The sequence below is a fragment of the Halorubrum marinum genome (genome assembly GCF_048381195.1).
Classification (GTDB): domain Archaea; phylum Halobacteriota; class Halobacteria; order Halobacteriales; family Haloferacaceae; genus Halorubrum.
Genome location: NZ_JBLWMM010000007.1, coordinates 445,428 through 462,171 on the forward strand (window position 1 = coordinate 445,428; position 16,744 = coordinate 462,171).

General features: G+C 67.6%; 16 protein-coding genes and 1 pseudogene. 8 read left to right on the top strand and 9 right to left on the bottom strand.

Annotation, left to right across the window (positions count from 1 at the left end; all coding sequences use genetic code 11):
- Window positions 1–105 precede the first annotated feature (105 nt).
- The 7 genes and pseudogenes from ACNSN4_RS15865 to ACNSN4_RS15895 all read left to right on the top strand — a co-directional run bounded on the left by ACNSN4_RS15865 (window position 106) and on the right by ACNSN4_RS15895 (window position 4,479).
- Complete coding sequence (locus tag ACNSN4_RS15865) at window positions 106–1,104, top strand: PhoU domain-containing protein (protein ID WP_418286810.1); 999 nt, start codon at window positions 106–108, stop codon at window positions 1,102–1,104.
- Between the two features lie 136 nt (window positions 1,105–1,240).
- Window positions 1,241–1,963: an alpha/beta fold hydrolase gene (locus ACNSN4_RS15870; protein WP_418286811.1), complete on the top strand. Its 723-nt coding sequence runs from the start codon at window positions 1,241–1,243 to the stop codon at window positions 1,961–1,963.
- A 100-nt stretch (window positions 1,964–2,063) separates the two neighbouring features.
- Window positions 2,064–2,447: a DUF7971 family protein gene (locus tag ACNSN4_RS15875; protein ID WP_418286812.1), complete on the top strand. Its 384-nt coding sequence runs from the start codon at window positions 2,064–2,066 to the stop codon at window positions 2,445–2,447.
- An 80-nt stretch (window positions 2,448–2,527) separates the two neighbouring features.
- A complete protein-coding gene (locus ACNSN4_RS15880; RefSeq protein WP_418286813.1) occupies window positions 2,528–2,809 on the top strand; it encodes a ubiquitin-like small modifier protein 1 in 282 nt (93 codons plus the stop codon).
- The gene (locus tag ACNSN4_RS15885; RefSeq protein ID WP_418286814.1) at window positions 2,806–3,138 is read left to right on the top strand and encodes a MoaD-like domain-containing protein; all 333 of its coding nucleotides are present in this window, start codon (window positions 2,806–2,808) and stop codon (window positions 3,136–3,138) included. The genes ACNSN4_RS15880 and ACNSN4_RS15885 overlap by 4 nt, the downstream gene beginning before the upstream one ends.
- Window positions 3,138–3,584, top strand: a pseudogene (locus ACNSN4_RS15890) (DUF8048 family protein); the annotation flags it as partial. The gene ACNSN4_RS15885 and the pseudogene ACNSN4_RS15890, both read left to right, overlap by 1 nt.
- A gap of 172 nt (window positions 3,585–3,756) precedes the next feature.
- Window positions 3,757–4,479, top strand: coding sequence for a fumarylacetoacetate hydrolase family protein (locus tag ACNSN4_RS15895; protein WP_418286815.1), 723 nt, complete (start codon window positions 3,757–3,759; stop codon window positions 4,477–4,479).
- Window positions 4,480–4,519: 40 nt separating this feature from the next.
- Here the strand turns inward: ACNSN4_RS15895 and ACNSN4_RS15900 are convergent, their stop codons facing one another.
- The 5 genes from ACNSN4_RS15900 to ACNSN4_RS15920 all read right to left on the bottom strand — a co-directional run bounded on the left by ACNSN4_RS15900 (window position 4,520) and on the right by ACNSN4_RS15920 (window position 10,748).
- Window positions 4,520–5,674, bottom strand: coding sequence for a hypothetical protein (locus ACNSN4_RS15900; protein WP_418286816.1), 1,155 nt, complete (start codon window positions 5,672–5,674; stop codon window positions 4,520–4,522).
- On the bottom strand, window positions 5,671–6,438 hold the full coding sequence (locus tag ACNSN4_RS15905; protein WP_418286817.1) for a hypothetical protein: 768 nt from the start codon (window positions 6,436–6,438) through the stop codon (window positions 5,671–5,673). Before ACNSN4_RS15905 ends, ACNSN4_RS15900 begins: the two co-directional genes overlap by 4 nt.
- A gap of 75 nt (window positions 6,439–6,513) precedes the next feature.
- The gene (locus ACNSN4_RS15910; RefSeq protein WP_418286818.1) at window positions 6,514–7,713 is read right to left on the bottom strand and encodes a DUF418 domain-containing protein; all 1,200 of its coding nucleotides are present in this window, start codon (window positions 7,711–7,713) and stop codon (window positions 6,514–6,516) included.
- A gap of 103 nt (window positions 7,714–7,816) precedes the next feature.
- Window positions 7,817–8,887 (bottom strand): Gfo/Idh/MocA family protein, encoded by a 1,071-nt coding sequence (locus tag ACNSN4_RS15915; protein WP_418286819.1) that lies wholly within the window; start codon window positions 8,885–8,887, stop codon window positions 7,817–7,819.
- Between the two features lie 109 nt (window positions 8,888–8,996).
- Window positions 8,997–10,748, bottom strand: coding sequence for a thiamine pyrophosphate-binding protein (locus tag ACNSN4_RS15920; protein WP_418286820.1), 1,752 nt, complete (start codon window positions 10,746–10,748; stop codon window positions 8,997–8,999).
- Window positions 10,749–10,856: 108 nt separating this feature from the next.
- Between ACNSN4_RS15920 and ACNSN4_RS15925 the strand changes: the two genes are divergently transcribed.
- Window positions 10,857–11,603, top strand: coding sequence for a sugar phosphate isomerase/epimerase family protein (locus ACNSN4_RS15925; protein ID WP_418286821.1), 747 nt, complete (start codon window positions 10,857–10,859; stop codon window positions 11,601–11,603).
- A 128-nt stretch (window positions 11,604–11,731) separates the two neighbouring features.
- Here the strand turns inward: ACNSN4_RS15925 and ACNSN4_RS15930 are convergent, their stop codons facing one another.
- The 4 genes from ACNSN4_RS15930 to trmB all read right to left on the bottom strand — a co-directional run bounded on the left by ACNSN4_RS15930 (window position 11,732) and on the right by trmB (window position 16,710).
- Complete coding sequence (locus ACNSN4_RS15930; RefSeq protein WP_418286822.1) at window positions 11,732–13,714, bottom strand: DEAD/DEAH box helicase family protein; 1,983 nt, start codon at window positions 13,712–13,714, stop codon at window positions 11,732–11,734.
- A 57-nt stretch (window positions 13,715–13,771) separates the two neighbouring features.
- Window positions 13,772–14,494, bottom strand: a complete 723-nt coding sequence (locus ACNSN4_RS15935; protein WP_418286823.1) for a hypothetical protein — start codon at window positions 14,492–14,494, stop codon at window positions 13,772–13,774.
- 154 nt (window positions 14,495–14,648) lie between these two features.
- Window positions 14,649–15,617, bottom strand: a complete 969-nt coding sequence (locus tag ACNSN4_RS15940; protein ID WP_418286824.1) for an aldo/keto reductase — start codon at window positions 15,615–15,617, stop codon at window positions 14,649–14,651.
- 40 nt (window positions 15,618–15,657) lie between these two features.
- Window positions 15,658–16,710 (bottom strand): HTH-type sugar sensing transcriptional regulator TrmB, encoded by a 1,053-nt coding sequence (trmB, locus tag ACNSN4_RS15945; RefSeq protein WP_418286825.1) that lies wholly within the window; start codon window positions 16,708–16,710, stop codon window positions 15,658–15,660.
- Between the last annotated feature and the right edge of the window lie 34 nt (window positions 16,711–16,744).

Genomic DNA, 16,744 nt, shown 5'->3' on the forward strand with positions numbered 1-16,744 from the left:
GACCCATAATACTGCGGCCATCGACTGCTCGGTACACACTCTTGAGTCTGTAGTTAGCTATATAGTTTGAGAAAGGTTAATGTACAACACGGCGTGACTCCGTATATGGAAACGAGGAAGGTGCAGGTCACCGGCGGCTCGACGTACACGGTTTCGATTCCGAAGGCGTGGGCGACGGAGAACGACGTCTCGGCGGGCACGGAAGTCGAGTTCTATCCGGACGGCGATTCGCTGTTCCTCACGCCGCGCTCCGACGAGGAACGGACGCGCGGCAGCCTCGACGTGACCGGCCTGACCGGACAGGCGCTCACGCGCGCGGTGACGACGATGTACGTCAGCGGCTTCGACGTCATCGAACTCGAAGGAACGGAGATCACCACCGACCAGCGGTCGACGATCCGCGAGGCGGTTCAGAGTCTCGTGGGACTGGAGGTGTTAGAGGAGACCCGAGATCGAGTGGTCATCCAGGACCTACTCGACTCGTCGGAGCTATCGATCCACAACGCGGTCACCCGGATGCGGTTAATTTCGCTGTCGATGCTGTCGGACGCGATCACGGCGCTTTCCGAGCACAACCACGACCTCGCGCGCGACGTCATCGGTCGAGACGACGACCTCGATCGCCTCTGGATGGTCGTCTCTCGGATCTTTCGGGCGACCCTTCGAACGCCGAAGGCGGCCGAAGAACTCGGCCTGCCGCGTGAGGCGTGTTTCGATTACCACTCCAGCGCCCGACAGCTGGAGCGGATCGGCGACCACGCGACGAAGATCGCGCACCTGACGCTCAACATCGAGGACCCGCTTCCCGACGAGGTGATCGAGGCCGTCAGAGACCTCCACACCGACGCGGTCGAGGTGATCGACACGGCGATGGACGCGCTGTTCGCCGACGACAGCGAGGAGGCGACCCGGCTCGCGAACGAGGCGCGAACCGGCGTGCGAGCGATCGACGAGCGGGTCCGCGCGATCGACGAACTCCTCCGCGATCTCGAACCGGCACGCGCGCAGCTTCTCGGACTCGTCGTCGATTCCGTCCTCCGATCAGCAGACTACGGCGGCAACGTCGCGGAGACGGCGCTCCAGAAGGCCGCGCCGACGCCCTGAACTGATGTGGCCGATCGTGTCAGACGGTGACTCGATCTCCGCATCTCGGACGCCGTTCTCCGATTTCCGGACCCATCTCTCGGAATCCCGAACGTCCTTCTCCGCATCTCCAACGCCTCGTCGCGTCCCTCTGTGGGTGATCGCCGCCGTCGCGGTGCTGCTCACGGTCGTCCTGATCACCGGCGGCACCGCGGCGTACTTCGCGGTCGGCGCGGGGCCGGACGCCGCCGCGCTCGCCGCGGTCGAGGACGACCCCGACGTCACCGTCGAGCGGTTCGACGACCGGACGGTCGTCCGGAGCGGGCCGGTGACCGAGGAGACCGTGGGGCTCGCGTACTACCCCGGCGCGCGCGTGAACCCGGAGAGCTACGTTCCGACGGCCGCCGCGATCGTTTCCGACCGAGACGTCGCCGTGGTCGTCGTCGAGATGCCGCTGAACCTCGCGGTGCTCGCCCCGGACCGCGCGGACGACGCCCGCGACGCGGTTCCGAAAGTCGAGTCGTGGGCCGTCGGCGGCCACTCGCTCGGCGGGGCCATGGCGTGTCGGTACGCGGCTGAAAACGCCGACGAGGTGGATGCGCTCGTGCTCCACGCCTCGTACTGTGACCGCGATATCTCGGAGACGGACCTCCGAGCGCTCACCGTGCTCGGCGCGGCCGACGGCGTGATCGACTCGGAGCGCGAGCGCGAGAGTCGCGCGAATCTGCCCGCCGACGCTCGCATCGTCGAACTCGACGGGGTCAATCACGCGGGATTCGGGGCGTACGGCCCACAACGCGGTGACACACCGGTCTCGACGGACCCGTCGGTGATGCGGGACCGCGTCGGAAACGCGACCGGTCAGTGGCTCGCGGCGTGAGTGTCCCTCCGCTCCCGGGCAGTCCGCTCCGGACGAGACGACCGCGCGGGAGATAGTCGAGGAAGCGGGTTTTTTGACCGTCGCCGCCCGACCTCTCGTCATGCCAGAGATCGAGCTCGGTGTACCGAAGGGAGTCGTCGAGTCGCTGCCCGAGGAGGACGGAACCGCCGAACACGACATGCGGCGGGCGATCGCCGGGATCCAGTCGCGGCTGAACGCGGAGATCGAGGGAGCAGAGCCCGGAGCGGCCGCCGAGGTGGTCGCCGACGCGGTCGAGCGTATGGAGACGCAGGCGAGCACCTACCACGAGTTCGTCCCCGAACTGCGCGCGTGGGGACAGTCGCCGATTTACGCGATCGCGTGGCGAAACCTCTACGTGGAGCTGATCGGTCAGCTCTACGAACACGAGTGGCTCGGCGACGAACTGGACCGCGAGCGCAACTTCCGACTGGTTGAGGACGGGATCCGACTGTCCGATCTGTAGCTGGGGACCGTCTGTTCGACGCCGGTTCGCCGCTCTCCGGTGTCGCCCGTTTTTAAGCCGCCCCGGTGCGATGGACGCGTATGGAACTGGAGCTGCGGTTCTTCGCGACGTTTCGCGAGGCCGCCGGCGGGAAGATCGTCGAGGCGGAGTTTGCCGACGGATCGAGCGTCGGCGACGTGTTACGGGAGCTGGAAGACGAGTACGAGGGGATGTCCGGTCGCCTGATCGTCGACGGCGATCTCGCCCCGCAGATCAACGTGTTGAAGAACGGTCGCGAGGTGCTCCACCTCGATGGGCTCGAAACCCCGCTCGGCGACGGCGACCGCCTCTCGGTGTTCCCGCCGGTAGCGGGCGGGTCATGACTGAGTCGAACCCGAATTCCGACGCGGAGACCCTCCCGCCGACGGAAGACGGATGGGTACATAAGACGGTCGCGTACCGCGGCATATCGCGGCGACTCGCCGCCCACTACCTCGTCAATCTCGGTGGGGAGCTCGTCGGGACGGACGACCCCGCGGAGGCGACTCGCGTCGACGGCGACGGCTGGCGCGTCGCGCTCAGCGCCGAGAAGGTGACGGCCGCGGCTTCGATACGTCTCACCGAGGTGACAGCGGAGTTCGTCGGCGACCCCGACGTTCTGGACGGCCTGCTCCCGAAGTACCGGCAGAAGGCGATGCGCGCCGGCGGCTGATGTCCGGGCGCGACGGCGACACGGAGGAGGGCGTCTCTCTGCCACCTGGTCCGTATCCGATCCGCGGGACCGCGCTCGTGAAGACCGCGGCGCTCGCGAGCGTCCCGGCCGAGCGCCTCCCCGCTCTCCTCGCGCAGGTACAGGCGGACCTCGGCCCGCGAATCGAGGAGTATCGCCGTCGGTACGAGCGGATCGCGGTCGAGCCGGACCGCGAGACGTTCCTCGTCGAGTCCGACCACTGGGACGGTATCGCCGACCGTCTCGGGTTCTCCGGCCGCGAGCGCGACGCGGTTACCCGCGCACACGAGACGACGGCTGAGCGTGCGGGATCGGGCGAGACGCGGCGCGAGGAGTTCGAGACCGCCCTCGAGATCCGATCGGCGGTCGTGATCGGGACTGGAGAGCCCGAAGGTGGAGAGTCCGAAGGTGGAGAGTCCACTGGAGAGACGGACGTTGGAGAGTCCACTGTGGAGACGGACGTTGGAGAGTCCACTGGAGAGACGGACGTTGGAGAGACCGACGACGGGAGCGACGACGGGGTTGAGACCCCGATCGTCAACGATACGAAGTAACGCCCACGACCGACGCCTTTTCAATCGCCCGCGTGGACGTGGCGGCATGCGACTCGCACGGCTGCTCACGCCCGACGGCCCCGTATCGGGACGCTACGAGGACGGAACGATTGTCGCGGACGACGGCCGGTACGAGGTCGGTCGAGACGGCCGACTCCTCCCGCCCTGCGATCCGAGCGCGCTCTACTGCGTCGGTCGGAACTACGCCGAGACGCTCGATCAGATGGAGTACGAGCGCCCGGAGGAACCCGATTTCTTCATCAAACCCCCGGCGAGCTTGCTCGCGCACGAGGAGTCGATTCGCTACCCCGCGTGGACCGACGAGCTGACCTACGCCGGAGAGCTCGTCGCGGTGATCGACGAGCGGTGTCGGGACGTCGCCGTCGAGAACGTCCCCGACGTCGTCCGCGGGTACACGGTCATGAACGACGTCGACGCGCTCGACCAGCAGGGCCGAACCGCGCGGAAGGCGTTCGACAGCTCCGCGCCGCTCGGCCCGTGGATCGAGACCGACGCGGACCCGACGAACCTCGACATCTCGACGACCGTGGGCGGGGAGCAGCGTCAGAACGCGAACACCGAGCTGATGCTGTTCGGACCCCACGAGATCGTCTCGTACCTCTCCGAGCGCTTTACCTTCGAACCGGGCGACTGCGTCGCGTTCGGGAGCCCGGCGAACCCCGGACTCGTCGAGCCCGGCGAGCGCGTCGAGATCACGTATGAGGGCGTCGGGACGCTGTCGAATCGGGTCGTGGAACCGAGTCGATAAGCCGACGGTACCCGACGCGGTGGCACCCGCGAGCCGGTGGTCAGAAGAACAGGTTGAGGTACTTCTGTTCGAACATCCTTAGCATGACCGCGACGGTCACGGCGATACCCGGCTCGGCGACACGGCCGGGGACGGTCTGAGTGACCCATCCGTATGTCGCGACGGCGAAGGTCGCGACGGCGATCCCGAGCCCGATCGCCGACCTGTTCTCCTTCACCGTCCCGCGCCACCCCGGTGGTCGGGCCGCCCGCCACGCCCGTTCGAAGTAGTCGTCGAGGATCTGGTACACCGTCGTCTCGTCTTTGCCGCGAAGCACCGTCGAGTTGACGCCGCGTTCTCGGCCGTCGTCCAAGACGAACAACCGGTACGTACACTCGTCGGGGTCGCTCGACCGAACGAGTAGACCTCTGAAGTGCGTGTGGTCCGATTCCGTGACGAACCGATAGTTCAGTTCCCCCGGTGACGACGCCGTCCTGGCGTGGATCGACTGCAGCTTCCGTCTCCCGTCGCGTATTTGCTCTTTGACGCGCCCCGACTCCTGTGCCGATCCGACCTCCTCGCCGAACAGGAGCACGTTGACCGTGAGACCGTTTTCGATCCACCGTTCGATGTTTTCCCGGACGAACGGGGGCATGGTCTCGAACGAAAACGCCGGGACGCACAGCTCGTCGGCGTGTTCGTAGGAGCCGACGTCGAGGTCTCGCTTGAAGCTCTCCGTCGATCGGTGGTGGCTCGCTATCGGAATCGTCTCGACCCGGCGGTTGACTCGTCGTTCGAGGTAACTGTCGTGAAAGGCACGGAGGTCGTCGAAAACCGCACTCGGGTCACCGTCGTTCGGCCCGTCGTTCCGGCCCGCCCGCCCGCCGAGAGCGCGTCGCTCCAGGCGGTCGATGAACCCGACGTCGTCTCCCAGTTCGACCCGGTTCGCGAGCCCGTTCGGCCCGTCCTCGTCGCGCGGCGAGAACAGGTTCGATTCGGCGTCGAGATCGGTGAGGATCCGACGGATCTCCTCGACGGTGTACCCCTCGTCGAGTCGGTCGAGGTCGTGAATCAGGGTCTCCGGGAGCCTGTCGACCCGGCAGTAGGGGTAGTCGACGGCGGCGCGGGCGAGTATCTCCGCCTCGGCGGGCCGGAACGCGTCGTCGATCGTCGATCTGAGCCGCTCCCGCAGGCTCCGGCGGTCGACGTCGGTCACTCGTCCCCCTCCAACTGTGTGAGCGCGGTTCGAATCAGCGCTCGCTGGCCGTCGTCGAACGCCCCCAGATGCGCGTCGAACACCGACTCGACGGACGTCTCCAGACGCTCCTCGAGACGCCGCAGTTTCGACAGCTGGTCGGCCCACGTGAACGTCGTCTCCGCCTGCGCTTCGTCGTTGACGTCGACGTCGAGCGTCTCGTAGTCGTACGACGCCAGCACCCGAACGGTGATCTCCCAGTCGGCGAGCCAGTCGGATTCGGGGAGGATCTCCGGGAGCGCGCGCCGGTCGAACCCGAACCCGCCCGGCTGACAGTCGAAGGACGGATCGACGTCGACCCCGGCCGCCCGTCCGGCACAGAGCGTTTCGAGCCGCTCGAATCCCGCTCTGGAAACCCACTCGTCCTCCAGTTTCACGCGGACCGTTCGAGACGTTCTCTGCGGGATGATCACGTCCGCGTCCGACTCGCGAAGCCGGCGTTGAATCCGTCGGATCTCGGAGGCGACGTACTGTCCGTCTCCGTCGGCGACGACGCACGTATCGCCGAGTTCGCCGGCGAGGACCATCGAGAGGCGGCGCGAGCGGCCGAATCCCAGTCTGTCCTTCGTTCGGAGCACGGAATCGGCGTACGGTGCGTCGAAGCTCTCCGGCGGATCGCTGACGACGAGAACGAGGTCGCCCTCGGCGGTCTCGGCGACTTCCCTCGCCCAGGCTTCGTCGGGTACCGGATACGCGATGAGTCCGACCGTCGGGCGCGAACACATACAGGTCCCTCGTCACGTGTCGGCTATTTATATTCCCGGACGGCGCGAACGCGCCAGAACCGCCGTCGCACGCCGTTATCCGGTCCGCAGCGGCTGCCGCTCCCCGTACGTGAGCGTTCGCCAGATCCACTCGACCGGACCGAACCGGAAGTACCGGAGCCACAGCACCGACAGCACCACTTGAACCGCCCAGATGACGAGGACGATCCCGTACTGTTCGACCCGCGAGACGGAGCCGAACAGCCCCAGTCCGTGTCCGTAGAAGATCGACGTCGCGATCACCGTCTGGAGCAGGTAGTTAGTGAACGCGGTTCGGCCGACCGCGGCGAGCCCTCGGGTTATCGGACCGTTCGGACGCCAGCGGGCGTACAACATCACGAGCCCGAGGTAGCCGCCGGCGAGGGGAAAGCTGCCGACGTAGATGAACTGCCGCCAGTACAGCGCGGCGTCGGCGCTCCAGTCGTTGGCCTCGATGTAGAGGACGCCGGCGACGGTGATCGCGAGGCCGACGACGCCGAGCGCGACGAGGAGTTTATATATCCTCGTCGATCGTTCGCCCGTTAACACGCCCCAGCGATACAGCGCCATGCCGAGGAGCATCGTCCCGCCGACCTGCCAGAAGCTCGCTCCGATGAATCCGGTCGTCTGCCGCTCGAACGAGGAGGGGACTCGGTGGTCGAACTGGCCGAGCCACCCGCCTTGATACGTCGCAACTTGCTGCTGGATCGCGGCCTCTGCGGGAGCCCACTGGCCCGCGATCGCCTCGCCGCCCAGCGTGACCGCGGCGAGTAGCTCCAAGATAGGTATAAAAGATAGGAACGCCACACCGATCCCGGCGAGCCGTCGCGCGTCGAGGTTTCTGAACGCGACGAGGACTACCCCGGACAGTCCGTACGCCACGAGGATGTCGCCGTACCACAGAAGATACGCGTGGAGCAAGCCGATCGCGATGAGAATCCCCGTCCGCCGGTAATGAAGCCGCACCGCCGGTTGTCCCTTTCGTTCTTTGCTCTCGATGAACAGGAGGATTCCCGCGCCGAACAGCGCCGAGAACAGCGTGATGAATTTGTTCTGTGCGAAGACGTGACCGAACGCCCACGCCCAGTAGTTGGCCCCCGTGAAGTCGCCGTACAGGGTCGGATTCAGCAGCGTCTGTTCGGGCATCGAGAACACCCAGATGTTGATAAGCAGGATACCGAGGAGCGCGAGTCCTCTGAGGGCGTCGAGGCTGACGATACGGTCGGAGGGCGGCGTCGGTCCGGGATCGCGTGTCACGTGTTGATTCCGGGGACGGTCCGCAGGACCGAATAGGTTCGGATGTATTCGGTTCGATTCCGAGAGCGGACACCGTGGCGACGGCCGACTGTCGGTTCCGCCGTCAGTCCAGCCGAACCGCCTCGCCGCGCTCGGACGACTCGTAGATAGCGTCGATGACGCGCTGTACCGAGAGCGCCTCTTCGAGGGTGTTGATCGTCGGTGCCTCGCCCTCGGCGACGGCCGCCAAGAAGGTCGCCTGTTCGGCGGCGTGACTGTCGCTCTCCCGGGTCTCGACCGCCGTATCGGAGAGGTGGTGATGTCGCCCGCCGCCGATCCCCGCCTCGTGGAGCGTGAGTTCGTCGCTGCCGCGATCGAACGTCGCTCCCGCGTCGGTGCCGCGGATCACGAACTCGTCGTTCGTCGGTCGGTTCGTCGCCCACGCGACTTCCAGCGACACCGTAGAGCCGTCCGCGCCACGGATGAACGCCGAGGCCGAGTCCTCGACGTCGAACCCGTCCGACCCGTTGTCGTCGCCCCACATGTGGACGAACGCGTAGTCTTCGCGGTTGCCGAACTCCGAGCGGGTCTCGCCGGTCACTTCGACGACCTCGGGATGATCGAGGAAGTACAGCGCGAGGTCGATCGCGTGGACCCCGATATCGATGAGCGCCCCGCCGCCAGCGACGCCCTTCGAGGTGAACCACGACCCCCGACCCGGCACGCCGCGGCGACGGATGTAGTTGGCTTCGACGTGTGTCGTCTCGCCGAACCGCCCCTCGTCTTGGTAGTGTTTGACCACTTGGACCGGCTCCGCGAACCGATTGTTGAATCCGACCATACAGAACCCCTCGGCGTCGTGTGCCGCCTCGGCGATCCGCTCGGCGCTCTCCAGCGTGTGCGCGAGCGGCTTCTCCAAGAGGACGTCGAGCCCGGCGTCCAGCGCCGAGAGCGCGTACCCCTCGTGGAAGCGGTTGGGCGTCGTAACCAGCACCGCGTCACAGACCTCGTAGAGGTCCTCCTCGTCCTCGTACGCGTGGACGTCGAACTCCTCGTGAAACCGACTGCGCGCGTCGGCGTCGATGTCCATGCCGCCGACGAGGTTCGCGCCGCGATCGACTAGCTTCGTGGCGTGGTGGTGACCGATCCCACCGAGACCGACGATCCCGACGGCGACGTCGTTCGCGTTCGTCATGCGCTGAGATTCACAACGATAGTTGTTAAGGTTCACGTTCCCGATCGTGTCAGAAGAGCCGTCGTTTCTTAGCACGAAGCGAGCTTGAAATGACACGCTCAATTCCGCCTCACCGAGTCATCCACTCGCTCGCCTGCGGCTCGTCCGGATCGGTGGCGACCTCGACGAGCGCGGGACCGTCGTGCGCGCGCGCGGCGTCGACGGCGGGCCCGACTGCATCGCGGTCGGTAACGCGCTCGGCGTGGACCCCCATCCCGGACGCGACGGCGACGAGGTCGAGCCGGGCGTCGTCCCAACCGTATGCACCCTCCGGGAACCCGTACGAGCGCGACGCCTCTTCGCTGATGATCGCGTAATCGTCGTTGTTGAGTGCGACGACCGTGACGTCGATATCCTCCGAAGCGAGGGTATGCAGCTCGTGAACGCACATCATGAGTCCGCCGTCGCCGGTGAGCGCGAGCACGTCGCGGTCGGGATTCGCCAGCTTCGCGCCGATCGCCGACGGGAGACCGGTTCCCATCGTCGCCCACGAGCCGGGGTTGACGTACGACGACGGTCCCGTGGCCGGAAACGAGACGAGGGTCCAGAGGCGGAACCCGCCAGCGTCCGCCGTGACGACTGCATCGTCTGGGAGCGCCTCCCGAACCTCGCGGAGGACCTCGACGGAGCGGAGCGGCGGATGGCCGTCGTCTCCGTCGGCCCCCCGGTCGAGCGTGAGTTCGTCGAACCGCTCGCGGTCCGCGGCTCTGACCGCGTCGGCGCGGTCGGCACCGCCCGATCGCGTCTCAGCTGATTCCTCGGCTGACGCGTCAGATCCCGGCTCGGTCCGCTGGCCGAGCTGCTCGTCGAGGGCGCGAAGGAACTCGGCCGCGTCGGCGACGATCCCGTGGTCCGTCTCGTAGCCGAATCCGATGTCGTCGCCGTCGAGCGTGACGTGGATCAGCGTGTCTGGCATCGATACCGACCACGAGGCGGTCGCGACCGCGTCGAGGTCGGATCCGACGACGAGTCCGCAGTCCGCCTCGGCGAGCAGACCGCGGAGTTCGGTGCTCGCGCCCCCGCAGAGCACGCCCGCGGAGAGCGGGTGCGTCTCGGGCAGTGTCCCTTTCCCTTTATACGTGGTTACGACCGGTGCGTCGAGTCGCTCGGCGACCGCCCGGAGGCCGTCGCTCGCGCCCGCCCGACGGACGCCGCCGCCCGCGAGGACGACGGGTGCCTCGCTCTCGGTGAGGCGATCGGCCGCGCTCGCGACCGCGCCCGCAGGAGGATCGGGAGGGGCAGCCGGCTGTCGATTACCGACCGCTGGCTGCGGCGTCCGGCTCGCGAGAACGTCTTTGGGAATCCCGACGCGAACCGGTCCCTGCGGCGCCTCGCGGGCGACTCGGATCGCGTCGGCGACGGCGGGGACCGCGCCCGCAGGCGAGTCGACGGTGACGTTCTCCTTGACGACCGTGTCGTACGTCTCCGGCGGCGTCTCGTGGATGCCGTCGCCGCCGCGGATCGCCCGCTCCGTCTCGACGGCGAGGTGGACGAGCGGGACGCAGTCGTTCACGGCGTTTTTCAGCCCGTTCATCGCGTTCATGTCGCCCGGTCCGGGGACGACGACGGTCGCCGCCATCCGTCCGGGATCGCTCGTCTCGGCGTATCCCCACGCCTGGTGGGTGACTGCCGTCTCGTGACGGGCCACGACGAACCGCGCGTCGCGGTCGGCGAGCGCGCGGTTGAGCGGGAGCGTCTGCTTGCCCGGGATGCCGAAGACCGCGTCTACGCCCCGGTCGAGCAGGCAGTCGACGACCGCCTCGGCGACGGTCGGAGGGGACCCCTCGGGGTCCGTGGTGCCTGGCGTCTCGTCCGTGTCCATACCGCGAGGTCGACGGAGCGGGTGTTGAAACCTTCGGCGGACCCGCCTGTCGATTCGACGAGGCGAGACCACCCGAACCACTACGTGCGCCGCCGAGCCATGGTCGATATGGTCGATATCGCGGTGCAGCTGTACACGGTGCGCTCGGTCGACGAGCCGCTCCCCGAACTGCTCGATCGAGTCGGTGCGGCCGGATTCGACGGCGTCGAGTTCGCCTACCGGGTCCGAGACGCGCCGACAGCCGACGTGCTCGCGGCCCTCGACCGCAACGAGTTGGCCGTCGCGTCCGCACACGTCCCGATCGAGTCGCTCGAAGACGACTACGAGGCGACGCTGGAGTTCTACGACGCGCTCGGTGCCGACACGCTCGTCGTCCCGTGGCTCGATCCCGAGGAGGTCGAGAGCGAGGCCGCCGTCGACGCGGCCGCGGACCGTCTCAACGCGCTGGTCGACCGGCACGCCGCGACCGGTTCGAGCGTCCGACTCGCGTACCACAACCACGACCAGGAGTTTCAGACGGTCGACGGGGCGCCCGCGATGGAGCGGCTGCTCGCGCGGACGGACGACCGGCTCGGGTTCGAGATCGACGTCGGCTGGGCGCAGGTCGGCGGCGCCGATCCCGTCGCGCTCATCGACCGATACGCGGGCCGGATCACGCACGTACACGTCGCGGACGTCGATGTCGACCGCGGCGAGTCGGTCGCGCTCGGCGACGGCGACGTGGACCTCGACGCCGTCGTCGCGAGCGCGCGGCGCGCGGACGCGGAGTGGCTCGTGTACGAACACGACGATCCCAAGGACCCGGTCGAGTCGATCGAACGCGGGGCGAGGAAGCTTCGGGAGGCGCTGCGATGATCCTCCCCCGCCACTAAATCCGCCTCCTCCGCCACTAAATCCGCCTCCTCCGCCACTAAATCCGCCTCCTCCGCCACTAAATCCGCCTCCTCCGCCACTAAATCCGCCTCCTCCGCCACTAAATCCGCCTACTCCGCCACGTTCGTCTCACGCACGCGGACTCCCTTCCGCGCGAGGTGCCGCATCTGTCGCTGGGCGAACTCCTCTTCGCTGGATCCCCGCGTCGCGAGTACGTACACGAGCGCGGAGCCCGACGGCCGCATCGTCCGTCCCGCGCGCTGTGAGCCCTGTCGTCGAGAGCCGCCGAGCCCGCTGGCGACGATCGCGAGTTCGGCGTTCGGGAGGTCGATCCCCTCGTCGCCGACCCGAGAGACGACGAGGGTGTCGAGGTCGTCGCGGTTGCTGTCGTTGCTGCGGTCGCTATCGTTGTCGCGGCCGCGGTCGGTGGGCGAGGCGTCGCTGTCGTCTCGGAAGCGCCGGAACAGCGCGGCGCGCTCGTGATGCGGCGTCTCTCCGCTGATAAAGGGAGCGTCGAGCGCGTCGGCGATGGCCGCGCCGTGGTCGAGGTACTCCACGAACACGAGCGCCTTCTTGTCGCGGTGAGCCGCGAGGAGGTACCGGATCTCCTCGATCTTCGCCGGGTTCTCGGCGGCGAGGCGGCGTCGCTCGCGGCCGTCGGCGCTGGCGTACTCGTTCTGTGCGAGTTCGTCGCGCCACGGGACGTACCGGATCTCGACTTCCGGCTCTTGGACGAAGCCCGCCTCGAACAGCTCGTCCCAGTCCGCGCCGATGGGCTGACCGATCAGGGTGTAGATCTCCTCCTCGCTCCCGGTCTCGCGGACCGGCGTCGCCGAGAGGCCGAGGCGGTGTTTGCTCTGGAGTTCGGCGGTTCGGGAGTACACCGGGGCGCTGATGTGATGAGCTTCGTCGAAACAGATCAGCCCCCACTTCCGCGAGTCGAAGAGGCTCCGGTGGCGGTCCATCCCGGCGATCTGGTACGTCGCGATCGTGACCGGGCGGATCTCCTTTCGGCCGCCGTGGTACAGCCCGATGTCGGCCGGATCGACCGTCGAGTGCGCCAGCAGCTCCTCGCGCCACTGCTCGGCGAGTTCGCGAGAGGGGACGAGGATGAGCGTCTCGCCGCCGACCGCCGCGATGGTGGCGATGGCGGCGACGGTCTTCCCGGAGCCCGGCGGACCGACGTACACGCCGGAGCGGCGGTCGAGGAACGTCTCGACCCAGCTCTCCTGGTAGGGGCGGAGCTCGGTCGTCAGATCGATATCTACGGGATCGCCCGTGTCGAGGTCGCGGTCGTCCTGGACGGGGTAGCCGGCGTCGTAGAGCGCGCGTTTGACATCGGCGACGGCCTCTGCGTTCACCCACGCCTCCGTCTCGGAGATCGGGGCACGGAGGTGCTCGGCGTCGAGGTGTTGATCGGCGACGTTGCCCATCAGGCTCTCGGAGGCGGCCTGCAACACGACGTAGTCGTCTTCGTGCGTGTACAGCCGGAAGCGGTTGGCGCGCCGCCACTGGTCGCGGATCCAGTCTTCGAGGTGCTCGTACCGTCGCGGGAGTACGGAGCGGAGGCTCGCGATCAGCGCGTCGTCGTCCTCGAACGGGGCGGCCCACACGTCCTCTTGCCGAATGCGGTAGAGGTACCCGCGGGTGCCGGGGTCGGTCCCGGTGGTGTCGACGAGGTACGCGAACTGCGAGAGCCGTGCGCGGGTGAACTGCGTCGGGCGGTCCACGACGATTTCGCGGCGCTTCGGAAACGTCACGACGCGCTCGCGGGTCGCGAGTCGACCCCAATCGGTCGGGTAGAAGACGACCGGGTCGCTCTCGACGTCCAGTCGGTCCACGTCGCCGCGGTCGACCAAGGCGGCGAGCGCGTCCCGCGCCGTCGCCTGCGTGGTTCCGAGCCGCCGTGCGACCTCGCTGGCGGTCGCGAGCGGTCGCTCCTCGGCTTCGAGCGCCTCGTGGAAGCGGTCGAGAGAGATCCCCTCTTGCGCCGCAGTTCCTCGCTCGGAGCCGTCACGGGGAGAGCCGTCGCCCGCGGAGCCGTCACGGGGAGAGCCGTTGCCGGCGTCAGAATCGCCGGGGTCGTCAGTCATCGGTCACCGTTCGGTCGCGACGCGGAAATGGGTAGCGTCCGCGGGAAGGAGGAGACGCTATCGGCCCGAACGTCCGTGACAGCCGCGAGAGGTGATTCCCTCCTTCGAGCGGAATCGGCACCCGCAGTCGCTACAGCGGACGTACGGCTCCCCGGGGTCGGTTTCGAGACGGTGTTCGCCGACCACGAAGGGGCGAGTCACCGTTCGGGGTCGAATCCGATCGGGGATCGGGGTCGACGCCGACTCGCTCAGCGCCGTGCGCACGGCGATGGTCTCGACGTCGACGGGGTCCCACCGTCGAGCGTCGAGCGCGGCGTCACGGTCCGCGACCTCGGTCCAGCCCGTGACGACGACCGGGGAGTTCGTCTCCGTGTCGCTCACGACCACGACGAATCGGATGCCGCCTTCGATCAGAGCGAACCGCCAGCCGTCGGTCCGGTTCCACCGGAGTTGCCCCCGGCGGATCGCGTCGCTCACGGTTCGGATCGAGACGTAGCGGCCAGGTTGTTCGAGTCGCTCGCGGAAGTGATCGGTCAAGGCGTATAAGCCCGGGTCGCGGATCGGGGGATCCTCCGGCGTCCGTGCGACGGACGGCCGATCCGGCGGGACCGCCGAGTCGGTGCGGGCGGCGTCTCGGTCGGCTCCGAGCGGGAGGGGGTCCGATCTCGACGCCGCCAGCCGGCGAGGCCCCGCCGACGCGGTCGTGGACGCGGTCCGACGCTCTATCGATCCGGGACGGGATGACTCCGCGTCTCCCGGCCCGCCCTGTCGGGATGCCACTGAGTGTGAGTATAGAGCGACGTCTTAAGTGTGTTACGGCGGCACAGGGGTGCGATCGCGCGGGTCCGTCTGCGGCGCCTGCGGTCCGAGAGACGCGGCGGCCTACTCGCACTCCGAGACGCGGCGGCCTACTCGCACTCCGAGACGCGGCGGCCTACTCGTGACCCGAGACGCGGACTGGTTCGTACGGCTCTTCCAGCCACTCGACGTCGGACTCAGAGAGGTCGATGTCGAGCGCCTCGACCGCGTCTTCGAGGTGTCCGACGCTGGACGTGCCCACGATGGGCGCGTCGACGACCTCCTTACCGGCGACCCAGCGGAGCGCGATCTGGGCCATCTTCACGCCCTTCTCCTCGGCCAGTTCCTGTACGCGACGGTTGATCTCCTCGCCGCCGCCCTCGCGGTACGGACGCCCGAGCGCGGTCTCGTGTTCCCCGCGGGTCGTCGCGTCGTCCTGCTCGTAGGGCCGTGCGAGGTAGCCCGCGCCGACCGGGCTCCACGGGACCATGCCGATTCCCTCCTTTTGACAGAGCGGAACCATCTCTCGCTCCTCTTCGCGGTACGCGAGGTTGTACAGGTTCTGCATGGTGACGAAGCGCTCGTACCCCTCACGGTCGCTCGCGTGAAGCGCCTCGGCGAACTGATGCGCCCACATCGAGGAGGCGCCGATGTATCGCACTTTCTCGCGGCGGACCGCGTCGTCGAGCGCGGCCAGCGTCTCCTCTATCGGCGTGTCGTCGTCCCACCGGTGGATCTGATACAGGTCGACGGTATCCATCCCGAGTCGGTCGAGGCTGTGTTCCAGCTCCTGCTCGATGGACTTCCGAGAGAGGCCGCCGGAATTCGGGTTCGACTCGTCCATCTCGCCGTACACCTTCGTGGCGACGACGAACCGATCGCGGTCGTACTCGGCGAGCACGTCGCCGAGGATCTCCTCGCTCTCGCCGTTCGAGTAGACGTTCGCGGTGTCGAAGAAGGTGATCCCGAGTTCGATGGCGCGCTCGACGAGTTCGCGGCCCTCCTCTGGGTCAAGCATCCACTCGTGTTCGCTCCCGAAGCTCATACAGCCGAGCGCCAATCGGCTCACCGTCGTCCCCGTGTCGCCCAGCGTGGTGTACTCCATACGGATCGACCGGTCGCCCGAGGTATTAAAAACGGACGACCTACAGCGCCGGCGGCCCGTCGCGACCGATAACGATCTCCTGTCCTTCGATGTCTTCGAGCGCGGCGACGCGACCGCCGATGGCGACGCGACCCGTCGACGTCTCGACGACGAGCGACGCGACCTCCTCGGTGTCCTCGAAGGCGACGTCGACGACGCGGCCACGGACGGTGACGGACTCGCCGGTCTCGATGTCGCGGCCCTCGACGGTCGCGTAGAACTCCTCGCCGTCGGACTCTCGGACGTCCTTGACGGCGCGCCGAATCGAGGCGTAGCGCCGCGGGAACGGACGGTTCCCCCCGTTCGTCGCGAGCGTCTCGGCGGTCGTCCACAGGACGGTGCCGAAGAAGCCGGAGACGAGGAACCCGAGCGCGGAGCGGTTGAAGATGACGCCGTACCGCTCACGGTCGTCGCGGAGCGCGTCCTGCGTGGCGTACACCGAGTACTCGCCGTCGCCGACGGCGAGGATGGGGGTCGTGATCCCGCGACGGGCCCGGGTGATGGTGGCGACTTGGTGGTAGTCGAACTCCTCGGGGTCCGGTGCCTTCGCGGCGGGAGTGACGAGGAGTTCGACACTGACGCCCGCTTGGACCTTCGCCGCCAGTTCGTCACGGAAGCGACGAAGGAGCCCGGGGGTCAGCGAGACGGCGAGCTCGTACTCCGCGCCGGTGATCACCTCTTCGAGGTATCGAAGGATCGTCGAGCGCGACTTCACGAGGGACACCGCCTCGGTCTCACGGGTCGGCGCGGTGTACCGGGCTTCCAACTCGTCGACCATCTCCGTGAAGGAATTCTGTAGATCGCCGAACGCGTCCTCGGGGTCGACGGCGACGATCTTCATCGGGCGGGACTCGCGAAGTTCGACGAGCCCTCGATCCGAGAGGCTTCGCACCGTGTCGTACACGCGCGGTTGCGGGATGTCCGTTCGGTCAGCGATGTCGCTCGCCGTCAACTCGCCGTGTTCCAACACCGCGAGGTACGCGTCGATTTCGTACTCGCCGAGGTTGAATCGGTCCCCGACGTGATCGAGCGTACCCCGGAGGTCGTCAGTCATAACTCGACCAATACGGCCCTCGGATATAGGTTTT